The organism is Halomonas korlensis (assembly GCF_900116705.1).
Lineage (GTDB): Bacteria > Pseudomonadota > Gammaproteobacteria > Pseudomonadales > Halomonadaceae > Halomonas > Halomonas korlensis.
Genome location: NZ_FPBP01000022.1, coordinates 1 through 13211, shown reverse-complemented (window position 1 = coordinate 13211; position 13211 = coordinate 1). Strand labels below are relative to the sequence as shown.

Sequence of the window (13211 nt, the reverse complement as noted above, 5' to 3'; positions counted from 1 at the left end):
CTTTTATCCTCTTTCCACCGTGTGAATTTCTGTGCCGCGCTGACGCAACGAACGCCATTCATGGATCAGCTCGGCGTAATTGCTCGCTACCTGGCTCACTAGGGCATCGTCTTGAAGGTGGCCCGCCAGCCATTCGCGGCAGGGCTGCGCAAATAGCGTTCGACCGACGGTAAATCCTTTGCAGTGTGCGTGTCGTGCGGCAGGGCCAAACCCTTTTTTGACTTGGTCCATCGATGCATCCAGGCCCAACAGAACGACACCACGGCAATGAGGATCCTGTTCGTCGATGATCTGTCCGACCGCTTGCCAGCCCTCGTCAGACAACGCAGGCAACTTCCACCAGTCTGGCCGTATGCCCAATTCGTAGAAGCGCTGCAGACTGCGAGGCAGCGTTGTATCGTCGACGGTTTGGTCGGACGGAGGGATGATTTCAAGAAGCAATTCGAGCTCGTTAGCACAGGCAGCTTCATATAACTGGTGTACGCGAGCTTCTTGCTCAAGGCGCAGTTCTACCGGGTCATCAGGGTGATAGAAGAAGAGGCATTTGATGATGTGCTCGGCGGGCCAATGCCGAAAGCTGCTACCCAGGTCGTCGCCATGCTGGAATCGCAGCGGGCGGGAGCTCGGCAGTTCAACTGGACGACCGATCCACCAGCCCCGCCCAGTGGCTTCATTCAACGCATCCAGTCCCAGCACATCGTCCACCAGGATGGCCGGAGCCACGAGACCCGCATGTCGAGCGCCCTGCTCCGCCGCCTCCACCAGTAATCGCTTCATTAGTGGCAAACGACTGACATCCGCGCCGACGGACAGCGCCATATCCGTCAGCTGACGGCGATGATCAAACGCCAAGCCACAGACTTCCGGCCACTCTTTCTGAACCCTTGTGGTCACCCGATGCAGGTGATTAAGCCGAATATCCTTGTCTGGACGCGGAACAGCCTCACGGCGGTCCAAGTAATCCATAAGTTCTTCTTCGGTCGGCATTGCCGGGGCACAGCCATGCCGTGACACCACTAGCGCGCCACAGGCATTGGCGTAGGTTGCACTGATTTCCCATGTTTCACCGCGCAACCAGCCCCGAAGCAACCCACTCATGAATGCATCGCCAGCGCCCAGTACGTTGAGCACATCCACCTGGACGCCTTTGACCAGGACTCCGTCTTCGATGTGCTCGGGAATCTCCCCCTCGATGACAACGCAGCCAAGCGGGCCAAGCTTGCAAACCAGAGTCGCCTCACTGACCTCACGAACGGCCCGCAGCGATGTCAGAGTATCGGTACTGCCGCCGGCGATATGGAATTCCTCTTCGGTGCCGACGATCAAGTCGAAATCGGTCAACCAGCCCCGCAGGTCTGCAGTGACCTTGTCATCGGAAATGTAGCGCGTCTCGCCGTCTCCCGGGGCGGTCAGCCCCCACAGCACTGGACGATAGTCAATATCCAGTATCCGCTTGACGCCATGCTCCGCTGCAGCATCCAGGGCTTTTCTGCAGGCACGGCGCGTGGTGTCCGTCGATAAATGCGTACCGGTGATAGCTAGTGCCTGAGCCGTGCCGATAAAATCGGAATCAATGGCGTCTGCTTCTATTGCCATATCGGCACAGTCACGGCGGTAGAACAGCAGTGGAAACGTCTCTCGATCCTTGAGCGCCAGCAATACCATGCCAGTGTGCCGATGAGGATCCGTCTGCAGCGCTGAGGTATCGACACCTACACGCTGCAGTTCTTCACGCACGAAATTGCCTAGCTGCTCGTTGCCCACACGAGAAAGCATCGCCGTTTTCAATCCCAGCCGTGCTGTGCCAAACGCCACGTTTCCCGAGCTTCCCCCGAGGTACTTCGCGAAGCTCGAGACGTCTTCTAGACGGCTGCCAAGCTGTTCCGCATAGAGGTCAACAGCAATCCGACCTAGACAGATCAAGTCCAAGGGGTGTTGGTCATTGGGGCCATGCATGATCAGGTGGTCTCCTCTTCCTGGGGGACGTGGATGTGATCAGCCCCCTGGCGCAGCAACGTTTGGCTGGAATATAAATTCCATAAACGAGCACTGTCAAACCATTAATTCCATAACGAGACTAAAATAGAACATACATTCCATATATGCTATCGTAGCTTCGTCGAATAAAGGCTTTGAAATTCAATGACTCCACCAACCCAGGATTTTAACGACCTCAAGCAACGCGTCACCGCCAAGTACGCCTCACTGAGCCCCAGGCTTCAGGAAACAGCGCGCTATCTACTTGACCACCCTCAGGACATCGCCTTTTCCACCGTGGCTAAGATATCGGAAAGCGCCGGCGTCACCCCATCGACGCTGATTCGTTTTGCCAACACCTTCGGGTTTTCGGGCTTCTCGGAAATGCAGGTGCTTTTCAGGGCGAGGCTAGTTGATGAGCTACCAAACTACACGGAGCGTATTCATGCGGTTCGTAGCGCTACGGGCGAAACGCCTGACAGCACGCAGCTGTTGTGGGAATTTGCTGACGCCAACCGCCAAGCATTGGAGCAGCTACCAGGGCGAATTGACCCTCACAGCCTGGAGCAGGCACTGGATATCTTCGAGAAGGCACGCGCCATCCACGTCATGGGCGCTCGCCGAAGCTTCGTGGTAGCCAGCTACATGACCTATGCGCTTCACCACGTCGACAAGCGAGCTTTTCTTGTTAATGGGCTGGGTGGCATGTATGGAGAACAAGTTCAGGCTATCGGCCCACACGATGCACTGATGGTGATCAGCTTTTCCCCTTATGCCGAAGAAACACGGCAGCTGGCTGCCACCGCTTGCGAGCGACACATCCCCTTGGTCGTCATCACCGACTCCAACGTAAGTCCTCTCGCCCAGATAGCGGATGTGTCATTTGTCGTGCAGGAAGCGGAAGTCAAAAGTTTCCGCGGTTTGACAGCTTCGCTTTGCCTTGCCCAGACACTGGCGATTGCCCTAGGTGTCCGACATGACATGACCACATCACCCGCTATTACACGGAGCACCTAAGTCCGTTGATACCCTCTTACAAGCCCTGAAACACCAACGCCTTTTTATCCTGTTTCCTCACGCCGCCTGGAGACCTGCATGTCACCCCCGCTCTGTCTACTCTTCGATTCTGACGGCACCCTGGTCGACAGTGAGTTCCTACTCGCTGAAGTGATGGAAGAGATTCTGCCGGCCTTCGGTCTTCCCTTTTCTGCCCAGCAGTATATGGAGGAGTTTCGCGGTGTGCGTTTTCTCGCCATCGTGCTCGAGCTGGAGCCTCGCCATCAGTCTTTAAGCGACCCGCAACGAGACGCCATGGAGGCGGCCATGCGCGATTTGATGGAGGCACGGATGCGAGAACACCTTCGACCCATTGTCGGCATGCGCGAGGCACTGGAGCGCCTGCAGAACTATCCATGCGGGGTGGTTTCCAATGGCCCAGAACGCAAGATTCGCTGCGCCATGGAGAGTGTCGATTTCACTCAACATTTCGGTGGCAACCTGTTCAGCGCCTACACATTCGGCGTTTGGAAACCGGACCCCGTTCTCTACCTCAAGGCTGCTGAAGCCATGGGTTATCCAGCAGAGCGATGTGTGGTCATTGACGATGCTGCCGTGGGGGTCGAGGCGGGGCTGAAGGCGGGCATGCAGGTTATCCACCTGAATCATTTTCCCGACAGCGAAATCACCCCCGACGGTGCTATCGCCCTGCTCCACGCGAAGGACCTACCACAGGCGGTCGCGCGTCTCGCCGCTCTGTTACCTGCCTGAACGCACGAAGCCGCACCGATTAGAAGTGCGGCTTCGTTGCCTACATGCTAACGCGGGTGGATCAAGTCAGCTGCCGTACGGTGTGCTCCACCCCCCGCAGCTCCGCCAATCCCTTGAGGCGTCCGTAAAGCGGATAGCTCGGTGCGGTATTGCGATGCTGGTCGTCGAGGATGTGGTGGCCATGATCGGGACGCAGCGCTGCCAGTGAGTAGCACCGCAACCAGAGTGACTCCATATACGGAGTGCTTTCAACAAACGGAAACTGGCACCCAAATGGATGCCAGCCATGGCAAGAACGTCAGGACTGGATACCTAGACTAGTGCCTCAGTTCACACGATAGATGTCCCTGTTGAAACGCACGCTTTCATCCCCCCAAGAGTCGAATTTCATGACCTCTTCCCCTTGGGCTTTCCAGAGCCTCTTCTCCTCATCGCTGGCGAGCGGGGAGAACCACCCGGTCCATGCGTAGAGAATACCGATCAGCGGTGAGAGCCAGCAGGCGAAGGCCAGGGGGATATAGAGCAGATCAATGGGCGAACCGCTGTAGACGCCAAGCCCCAAGGAGGTGATGACCACGGCCCCACCGGCGTTCCACGGCACCAGGGGAGAAACCAGTGTGCCCCCTTCTTCAGTGGCGCGGGAGAGGTTGAGCATCGAATACCCCATGCCACGATAGGCCGGACCGAACATGCGGCCCGTCAGGGCGATCGAGAGGTAGGGGTCGCCGGCGACGACATTCGTCACCATCGAACTTCCGATCGCCGATGTCTGCAGGGACCCAAAGTTTCTGATGCGCTTGACGACCGCATCGAGAATCGCCCGCATGGACCCGGTGCTCTCAAGTATTCCGCCGAAGGAAAGCGCAATCAGCAGCAGCGTGATGACCCAGGTCATGGATTGGATGCCACCGCGGTTGAGCAGACCATCGATCTCGGTCACCCCCGTCGCAATCTCGTAACCGGAGAAAGCATAGACGAAGAGATTCTTTATACTTTCGCCCTGGAAGACCAAGGCGGCCAGCCCGCCCAGGAGCACACCGGTGAACAGTACCGGCATCGCCGGCATGCGCATGACCGCCAGGCCGATGACCAGCGCTACTGGCAGCACCGTCCACCAGGACAACATGAATTGGTCTGTCAGTCCGGTGTTGATGGAGGCAATCCTGGCGAGAGAAGCAGACTCATCACCCACCAGGCTGAAGCCCGCCACCAGATAGATCACCACTGCAATCAGCATGGCCGGCAGAGTGGTCGGCACAAGATTGCGGATATGGTCGAAGAGGTCCACGCCAGTGACGGCTGGAGCCAGGTTGGTGGTATCCGAGAGCGGAGATACCTTGTCACCGAAGAAGGCCCCCGACACCACCGCACCTGCGGTCCAGTACACTGGAATATCGAAGCCTGCCCCGATCCCCATCAGAGCCAAGCCCACCGTGCCGACGGTGCCCCACGATGTGCCGAGTGACACCGACACGACGGCGCACATCAGCGCGGCAGCCGCCAGGAATAGTTGCGGGCTGATCAATTCGAGACCGAAGTAGATCAGCGTCGGCACCGTACCGCTGGCGATCCACACGCCGGTCAGCATCCCGACAAGGATCAGGATACCAATAGCAGGCAGGCCAACACTTACCACGTGCAGCATGCCTTCCTCCATGTCCTTCCAAGAGGTGCCATTCCAGCGGCCGACCAGAGCCGCAATCCCGATACCCATGATCAAGGGGACATGTGGCGTGAAGGTATCGAACACGAACAGCTGGATACCGAGAACGATAAAGGTCAACAGAATTGGCAGCACAGCCAATTGCAACCCGATACGGGGCTTGGTCTTGTCCAACATCTCGACGTCTCCGCGTGCTTGTTCTTCTCAAGGGCAAGCCAAAAGCAACATGCCGGCCCCCACCATCGATCATCAAACACCAAGCGAGGGACGAGTTGATTGAACATATGCGACATAAACTTAGAACAAAGCCGGCAATCGACCTATTGACCAAGGGTAGGCACCTTTCTACTATCCTTTAGTATAAGGTTGATTATCGGCACAATTGAGACGGCTATGTTGGTATCTGTTGTTGGTCTGCGCCTATCGCCTTGCGAAACCACGCCTCCTCTGCTGGCTTAGCGGTTTCAAACAACCGCCGCCATGCCAGGTAATTGGGTAAGTACGCTGACCCCACCCCATGAAAGCGCACCATCCCGCCCTTTAGCCGGCTGATATAACTGTTCACGTTCTGAATGTGGTATTCCTTGCCGATCACTCGCTGGTTAACGAGTGTGATCAGTCGATGATGGGCAATCCCATGCTCAGCAGAGAAGGTCTTGTACCAGCTGTGTCCGTCCGAACATAAAATCGAATCACGATCGATGATCGGTGCCAGGAAGGCGTGGACAGTCGCCTTCTGCAGCGTCGGATCCACCAGGTCACTGACGTGGCCATGGCGATCACGCACGATAACGACCGAAATTTTATCCGCTTTTTTCTTTCTATTGCCTTGGCCACCGCGTTTCCGAGACGTCCGGTGCGTGAGGTGGCGCTTTCCCTTGCAAGACTCCACGAAGAAGGTCTCGTCTACCTCGATGATGCCGGATAGGGGGTTGGCGTTGTCTTGAGCGCTCGTTGTCAGGAAGCGATGTCGCCAGCGGAAGGCCGTCTTCAAATCGATGCCCACTCGGGCCGCCGAGACGCGTAACGTCAGGCTGTCTCGCATGCAACGCAGGTAGTCGAACCACTTGTCGCGGTGCTGCAGCTTGGCCAGAGGCGTGCCTGTGAGGACATTGAACGTCTTGTGACAATCGGGATTCCGACACCGATAGCGCTGCAGACCACCGCTGCGCCCCCACTTGGCAGGGTGTTCAGCGCCACAGTAGCGGGCAGGGAAGGTGAGGTCTTGCGATGTCGAGCATGGTATTCGCTTGGGCGTTGATTTGCCCAACAAGCTGACCTGCCAGGTATTTCTTGAGAGGGGCAGGGAGGCGAGTCAGTGTCTGCTCGAGGGCTTTGAGGCCTGCTTGATTCATGGCGTGCTCCAGAGGAAACTGGATATACAGTATTTTTAAAGCACGCCAACAACAGCGACCAACATAGCCCTAAAAAACCAGTAAATTTCGTTATGCTTAAGCAGATTGGAATCCACATGATGAGAGATACATTGGATCGACAAATGGAATACAGTGCCTTGCTCGTCACCTCTATGCCCGGGGTCAGGTAGTTATCGAGACACTCATTTGCTCCATAAACCAGTTTCGAAACCGGCTCAGTGCCTCATCGTCTGCCTTATCCTCGCGGAAGGCAAAGTAATGGCGCGTGTCATCCAGCACCACCTCCTCTTCGACCGGCCTGATCAGCCGTCCCTGTTCGACAAGCGGGCCCACCAAGTGCTCCCAGCCTAAGGCCGCCCCTTGGTCATTGAGCACTAACTGGATCAACATGTTGTAGTCGTTGGCATTGAGATAGTGAAGGCTATCGCGCGAACGCTCCTCGATGTCGAGGTGATGAATACCCAGCCATACTCCCCAATCCACATGCTCGGCGACCTGAGAGCGGCCGTAGGGACTCAGGTTCAGCAATACTCCGTCGCGTAGTCCCTCGAGGGTGCGGATCTCGGGATGTGCCTCGAGATAAGCCGGCGAACATACCGGATAGATCACGTCGTGGAAGAGCGGCACGCTGATGTAGCCATCGCGCACCCGCGACATCTTGGTAATGAAGATATCCGGATTGATCCCCGGTTCCATGGACAGGAAGTTCTGGGTCGTGACCAGATTGAGGTCGATATCCGGATTGGTGCTGAAGAAGCTTGGCAAACGATGTGACATCCACAGCGCCGAGAAGGCAGGAGAACAGCAAAGCGTCAGGGGGCGCCTGGCACTGGTGCTGTGCTCCTTGCGAACCCGATCCGCGGCTTGGGCGATGTTGATGAAGGAGAGCTGGGCGGCGTCGAAGAAAATGGAGCCGGCCGTGGTCAACTCCACCGCACGCCCCACGCGCTTGAACAGTGGCGTCCCGAGAAAGCTCTCCAGCTCACGCACCTGGCGACTGATGGCGGCCTGCGTCACGCACAGCGCCTCGGCAGCACGCGTGAAGTTCTGATAGCGCGCCGCCGCAACGAAGGACTTCACCGCCCGCAGCGATGGCATCTTGAGCAGAGTCTGGTCGGGATCGGTGTGCGTTGTCATGAAGAAGCGTTATCGAAATCCTGCAAAGTCGGAGTCATCGATAGTCATCCGGAACATGGGCCATGGTCAAGGAAAGCCTCCTTCTTGAGTCCTTATAGGCCCCAGTAGTCCGAGGTGCTAACCAAGGGTTGAGCTAATAAAAGGTTATTCCCTCTACCTCTTTCAGAACCGTACGTGGCTTTTTTGTAAAGGTCCGCTCATAACGTCCGATCATGGTTTATCGGGACGAAATGTTGCTTTTTTAGAGCAAACATACCCGCTTACCATCGTTTAACCGACCCACCAGCCAACAAACACAAGGCGACATTATGAATTTCAATGGCATCTGGACACCTGTCGTAACTCCTTTTTCCCCGGATGGCTCCCTCCAACTCGACAAGCTTGAGAGAGTCGCTGACACCTTGATCAGCCAAGGGGTACATGGCTTGATCATTGGTGGCACCACCGGCGAGTACTACGCCCAGAGCAAGGATGAGCGCAAGCGGGTCTTCGATTTCGTCGCGGGCCATACGAAGGGGCGCATCCCGATCATGGCGGGCATCAATGCCACTAGTACCGAAGAGTGCCTGGAGCTGGGTCAGCATGCCAAGGCCGCCGGCTTCGATGCCATTCTCGTGCCCGCGCCCTACTACTGTCAGCCGGCCCAGGACGAGCTATTGGCCCATATTCGGGCCGTCGACGATGCCCTCGACATGCCGATCATGCTCTACAACTTCCCCGATCGTACTGGCGTACCCATGACGCTCGAGCTGATCGAGGCACTGCGTGATCGTCCCAACATTCAGGCGATCAAGGAGAGCACCGGCTCGATCGAGCGACTGCATTCCCTGGCCAACGAGCATGCCGACCAGCTCCAGCTCAGCTGCGGCATGGATGATCAGGTACTAGAGTTCTTTGTCTGGGGCGCGCGCAGTTGGGTAGCAGGTGCTTCCAACTTCCTGGCCCCCGAGCATGTCGCCCTGCATAAGGCCTGTGTGATCGACAAGGATTTCGTCGCCGGCCGCGAGTTGGCCGCCCGCCTGTTGCCAATCCTCAATCTGCTCGAGCAGGGCGGCAAGTTCTGTCAGTACATCAAGTACGGTTGCGAACTCTCCGGCCTGCCGGTCGGGCCGGCGCGTCGTCCGCTGTTGCCACTGAACGAGGCCGAGAAGGCCGCCTTCAAGCAGGCCTACGAGACCCTGGTCGCACAGCGCGGCTGAGTCTCTGTCAGTGGAGCGCACCCCATGAAGCTGCAATGCAAGTTTCTTCCCCAAGACGACGGCCGCTGCGGGTGGTACGAGACCCTGCCTCAGCCACCGCCAAGCACGCCGCTGCGGAGTACCGTGCGTGCCGACTGGGTGGTACTGGGTGCGGGTCTGGCCGGCCTGGCCGCCGCTCGGCGCTTGGCGGAATTGCAGCCGAATTCCTCTATCGCCCTGATAGAAGCCCGGCGTATCGGCTTCGGCGCCGCCGGACGCAATTCGGGCTTCATGGTCGACCTGCCCCATGACCTGAACTCCCACGACTACACCGGCGACCGTGAGCGTGATCTCCAGCAGATTCGTCTCAACCGGAGCGCCATCGACTACATGCGCGAGATCGTGCAACGCCACGGCATCGAATGTGACTGGCGGGAGCAGGGCAAGCTACATGGCGCCGCCAAGGAGCAGGGTATTCGTGCCTTGGAAGCCTTCGCCAAGGGCCTATCAGGGCTGGACGAGCCCTATCGCGAGCTCGACGCCACGGAGATGGAGGCGGTGACAGGCACGAGCTTCTACAAGGCGGGCCTGCACGCGCCAGGTTGTGTGCAGGTACAACCGGCTGCACTGGTTCGCGGCCTGGGCCAAACCCTGCCCGACAATGTGCAGGTGTTCGAGGACAGCCCGGTACGTCAGATTGATGTGGGCAACCCCCATGCCCTCACCACCGATGCGGGGCGCCTGGAGGCACCACGCCTAGTGCTGGCCAACAACGCCTATGCCGCCCAGTTTGGCCAACTGGGGCTTAAGGGTCGCATACTGCCCATTTTCACCTACGCCAGCCTGACCCGCCCGCTCGACGATCAGGAAAAAGCGGTGCTGGGCGGTGAAGAAAGCTGGGGACTGATCCCCGCCGACCCGATGGGTACCACGGTGCGGCGCATGGGGGACGGGCGCATTTGCATTCGCAATTCCTTCACCTACAACCCGCACGTCAGCGCAAGCGCCAACCAACTGTCACGCGTGCGTTCCGCCCACCAGCGATCCTTCGGGCGACGCTTCCCGATGCTGTCCAAGGTGGACTTCGACTATACGTGGGGCGGCGCCCTCTGTCTGACTCGCAACGGTGGTCGACCGTTCGGTGAGATCGCCCCGGGCATCTTCAGCGCCCTTTGCCAGAACGGGCTGGGCCTGACCGGTGGCACCATCGCCGGAAAGCTGATCGCCGAAGACGCGCTCGGCATGCAGAGCGAGCTGCTCGACATCATACGCAAACAACCCGAACCGGCCATCAACCCGCCAGAACCGCTGCTCGGTCTGGGGGTGCGTTCGGCCCTCAGCTGGAAAGAGTGGCAGGCCGGTATCGAACTCTGACCGCCACCCTGGATAGCCTTCAGATCGATCTCATAGGAGACAACAACAATGTCCGCTAGCCTCACCCAAAACGCCATTGCGCGTCAGGTTGAACGACTCGAGTATCGCAACCTGGCCTTCATCGATGGTCGCTTCGCCCCCGCGCGCTCCGGCGAGACGTTCGAGACCCTGAATCCCGCCACCGGCGAGGTGCTGACCGAGGTCGCCGCCTGCGACGCCGAGGACGTGGGCCTTGCCGTTCAGGCCGCCCGCCGGGCCTTCGAGGCCGGCGTCTGGTCGGGGCTCGCCCCCGCCGAGCGCAAGGCCATCATGCAGCGCTTCGCCGAGCTGATCGAGGAACACTGTCTGGAGCTCGCCGTGCTGGAAGCTCTGGAGGCGGGCAAGCCCATTAGCGAATGTTTCAATGTCGATATCCCCGATACCGCCAACACCATTCGCTGGCACGCCGAGGCCGCCGACAAGCTCTACGATGCCGTGGCGCCGTCCGCCAAGGACGTGGTGGCAACGATCAGCCGCGAGCCGATCGGGGTTGTCGGGGCGGTACTGCCGTGGAATTTCCCCGCCATGATGGCCGGCTGGAAACTGGGGCCGGCGCTGGTGACCGGCAACAGCGTGGTGCTCAAGCCCGCTGAGCTGACCTCGCTGAGCACCCTGCGCCTCGCCGAACTGGCCTTCGAGGCCGGCATTCCCGCCGGGGTGCTGAACGTCGTGCCGGGGCTCGGCCATGTGGCCGGCAAAGCCATCGGCTTGCATCCCGACATCGACCTGGTCACCTTCACCGGTTCCACCGAGGTGGGGCGTCGCTTCCTCGAGTACTCGGCGGCGAGCAACCTCAAGCGCATCGTCCTGGAATGCGGCGGCAAGAACCCGCAGGTGGTCATGCCCGATGTCAGCGACCTCAAGACCGTGGCGAGCCATGTGCTGGCTGCCGCCTTCTGGAACATGGGCGAGAACTGCTCGGCGGGTTCGCGGTTGATCGTGCATCGCTCGGTCAAGGCGGCACTACTCGACGAGATGATGCTTCAGCTCGAGACGGAATGGACCACCGGCGATCCGCTGGACCCCGAGGTGCAGCTCGGCGCCTTGATCGAGCAGGCCCACATGGACAAGGTGCTGGCGCATATCGATCAGGCCAAGGCAGAAGGCCTGGCCCTGGTGATCGGCGGGGCACGTCTTCGCGAAGAGACTGGCGGCTATTTCGTGGCGCCGACTATCTTCGACGAGGTGCCCAAGGAAGCCGCGGCGGCGCGGGAGGAGATCTTCGGCCCGGTGCTGGCGGTGATCCCGTTCGACACCGAGGAGGAGGCCATCGCTATCGCCAACGATACCTGTTACGGCCTGGCGGCCTCGCTGTGGAGCGAAGATCTCAACACCGTGCACCGCATGGCCGCTGCCATTCGCGCTGGCACGGTCGCCGTCAATTGCTTCTCGGAGGGCGACATCACTACCCCCTTCGGCGGCTACAAGCAGTCGGGCTTCGGCGGGCGGGACAAGTCGGTCTATGCCCATGATCAGTACTGCGAGCTCAAGACCACCTGGATCCAGCTGGCCTGATTCAGCGTCAAGCTCGCCACAAAGACAGCTTCTGCCCTGCCATTCGCGTTCCCGTGGGTGGCGGGAGGCGGCTGGCTCGCCGACAGCGATCATCCACATGTAGCAACGAAAGTCTAACCCCCGCCGTTCGTGGCAACGATAACCTCAGGTTTTGTTTTGCACTAAAGAAAAGTCGTTTCCATAATTTTTGCCACTGTAATAGCTTAAATAAATGCTTGGTCATGGCCAGGCAGGAAATGAACCCCAACTATAATAGCTCCTACGGAGAAGATGGCATGACATTGAAAAGTTCAATAAAAGTTAGCTCTAGGGAAACGCTGCACAAATCCCACCGTAGCTGCCTGATCGCCATCGGCGGGGTAGAATTTGACCCTCCCACCACCGTCTGACAGAGCCATCCGATGAAGCAGATCTCGTTCGCCCAGGCAGAGCACCAGAACAAGAAGAAGGTCACCCGTCGAGAGCGTTTCCTGGCCCAGATGGAGACTCTGGTGCCTTGGCAACGGCTGATCGACGCGCTGTCGCCGTCCTACTTCCCGAACTCGGCGGGCAAGCGGGGCCGGCCGCCCATCGGGCTGGCGCGTATGCTGCGGATCTACTTCCTGCAACAATGGTATGCGCTCGCCGACGAAGCGCTCGAAGATGCGATCTACGATAGCCAGGCGATGCGCGACTTCGTGGGCATCGACCTGGCTGTCGAGAGCGTGCCGGATGCGACCACGCTGCTTCGCTTCCGCCACCTGCTGGAGAAGCATGCCCTGACCCAGCGGATCTTCGAGGAGATCAACGCCCACCTGGCCGAGCAGGGGTTGTTCATGCGCGAGGGCACCATCGTCGACGCGACCATCGTGGCAGCGGCGCCTTCCACCAAGAACCAGGCCAAGCAGCGCGACCCGGCGATGAAGCAGACCAAGAAAGGCAACCAGTGGTATTTCGGCCTGAAGGCCCATATCGGCGTCGATGCGGTCACCGGGCTGACCCACAGTGTCGTTGCCACTGCGGCCAACGTGGCCGATGTCACCATGGTCAGTCATCTCGTGCATGACGATGACAAGCGGATATACGGCGATGCCGGCTATACCGGCATGGGGAAGTACCTGGACGAAGAAAAGGACGCCCCGGATTCTCGGTGCTGCGTCGCCGCCAAGCGCGGCGCCATCAAGAAGCTGGACGACAGCCCGATGA

At 59.1% G+C, this 13211-nt stretch carries 9 protein-coding genes and 2 pseudogenes; 6 read left to right on the top strand and 5 right to left on the bottom strand.

The window, feature by feature from the left end:
• Positions 1-3: 3 nt before the first annotated feature.
• Positions 4-1956, bottom strand: a complete 1953-nt coding sequence (locus tag BM341_RS18275; RefSeq protein ID WP_089797654.1) for a bifunctional 5-dehydro-2-deoxygluconokinase/5-dehydro-2-deoxyphosphogluconate aldolase — start codon at positions 1954-1956, stop codon at positions 4-6.
• 186 nt (positions 1957-2142) lie between these two features.
• On the opposite strand from BM341_RS18275, the gene BM341_RS18270 reads away from it, so the two are divergent.
• Together BM341_RS18270 and BM341_RS18265 are read left to right on the top strand one after the other, a co-directional pair.
• Positions 2143-2994 (top strand): MurR/RpiR family transcriptional regulator, encoded by an 852-nt coding sequence (locus BM341_RS18270; RefSeq protein WP_089797652.1) that lies wholly within the window; start codon positions 2143-2145, stop codon positions 2992-2994.
• Positions 2995-3072: 78 nt separating this feature from the next.
• Positions 3073-3744, top strand: a complete 672-nt coding sequence (locus BM341_RS18265) for an HAD family hydrolase (protein ID WP_089797650.1) — start codon at positions 3073-3075, stop codon at positions 3742-3744.
• A 61-nt stretch (positions 3745-3805) separates the two neighbouring features.
• Here BM341_RS18265 and BM341_RS18260 read toward each other — a convergent pair.
• From BM341_RS18260 to BM341_RS18245, 4 genes and pseudogenes are all read right to left on the bottom strand, one after another.
• Positions 3806-3940, bottom strand: a pseudogene (locus tag BM341_RS18260) (mannonate dehydratase); the annotation flags it as partial.
• Positions 3941-4069: 129 nt separating this feature from the next.
• The gene (gene nhaC, locus BM341_RS18255; RefSeq protein WP_089797646.1) at positions 4070-5584 is read right to left on the bottom strand and encodes a Na+/H+ antiporter NhaC; all 1515 of its coding nucleotides are present in this window, start codon (positions 5582-5584) and stop codon (positions 4070-4072) included.
• A gap of 214 nt (positions 5585-5798) precedes the next feature.
• A pseudogene (locus BM341_RS18250) lies at positions 5799-6762 on the bottom strand (IS1595 family transposase).
• Between the two features lie 183 nt (positions 6763-6945).
• Positions 6946-7920: a LysR substrate-binding domain-containing protein gene (locus BM341_RS18245; protein WP_089797644.1), complete on the bottom strand. Its 975-nt coding sequence runs from the start codon at positions 7918-7920 to the stop codon at positions 6946-6948.
• 308 nt (positions 7921-8228) lie between these two features.
• Between BM341_RS18245 and BM341_RS18240 the strand changes: the two genes are divergently transcribed.
• The 4 genes from BM341_RS18240 to BM341_RS18225 all read left to right on the top strand — a co-directional run.
• A complete protein-coding gene (locus BM341_RS18240; protein ID WP_089797642.1) occupies positions 8229-9119 on the top strand; it encodes a dihydrodipicolinate synthase family protein in 891 nt (296 codons plus the stop codon).
• 24 nt (positions 9120-9143) lie between these two features.
• The gene (locus tag BM341_RS18235) at positions 9144-10472 is read left to right on the top strand and encodes an NAD(P)/FAD-dependent oxidoreductase (protein ID WP_089797640.1); all 1329 of its coding nucleotides are present in this window, start codon (positions 9144-9146) and stop codon (positions 10470-10472) included.
• A gap of 48 nt (positions 10473-10520) precedes the next feature.
• Positions 10521-12026, top strand: coding sequence for an aldehyde dehydrogenase (locus BM341_RS18230; protein WP_089797639.1), 1506 nt, complete (start codon positions 10521-10523; stop codon positions 12024-12026).
• A 401-nt stretch (positions 12027-12427) separates the two neighbouring features.
• Positions 12428-13211, top strand: a 784-nt coding sequence (locus BM341_RS18225; RefSeq protein WP_089796847.1) for an IS5 family transposase, incomplete at its 3' end; no start/stop codon positions are given.

What these genes read in the sequence shown, in the direction of transcription:
- BM341_RS18275 (WP_089797654.1), bottom strand. Translation starts at nt 1,956, where the DNA reads ATGCATGGCCCCAATGACCAACACCCCTTGGACTTGATCTGTCTAGGT.
- BM341_RS18270 (WP_089797652.1), top strand. Translation starts at nt 2,143, where the DNA reads ATGACTCCACCAACCCAGGATTTTAACGACCTCAAGCAACGCGTCACC.
- BM341_RS18265 (WP_089797650.1), top strand. Translation starts at nt 3,073, where the DNA reads ATGTCACCCCCGCTCTGTCTACTCTTCGATTCTGACGGCACCCTGGTC.
- nhaC (WP_089797646.1), bottom strand. Translation starts at nt 5,584, where the DNA reads ATGTTGGACAAGACCAAGCCCCGTATCGGGTTGCAATTGGCTGTGCTG.
- BM341_RS18245 (WP_089797644.1), bottom strand. Translation starts at nt 7,920, where the DNA reads ATGACAACGCACACCGATCCCGACCAGACTCTGCTCAAGATGCCATCG.
- BM341_RS18240 (WP_089797642.1), top strand. Translation starts at nt 8,229, where the DNA reads ATGAATTTCAATGGCATCTGGACACCTGTCGTAACTCCTTTTTCCCCG.
- BM341_RS18235 (WP_089797640.1), top strand. Translation starts at nt 9,144, where the DNA reads ATGAAGCTGCAATGCAAGTTTCTTCCCCAAGACGACGGCCGCTGCGGG.
- BM341_RS18230 (WP_089797639.1), top strand. Translation starts at nt 10,521, where the DNA reads ATGTCCGCTAGCCTCACCCAAAACGCCATTGCGCGTCAGGTTGAACGA.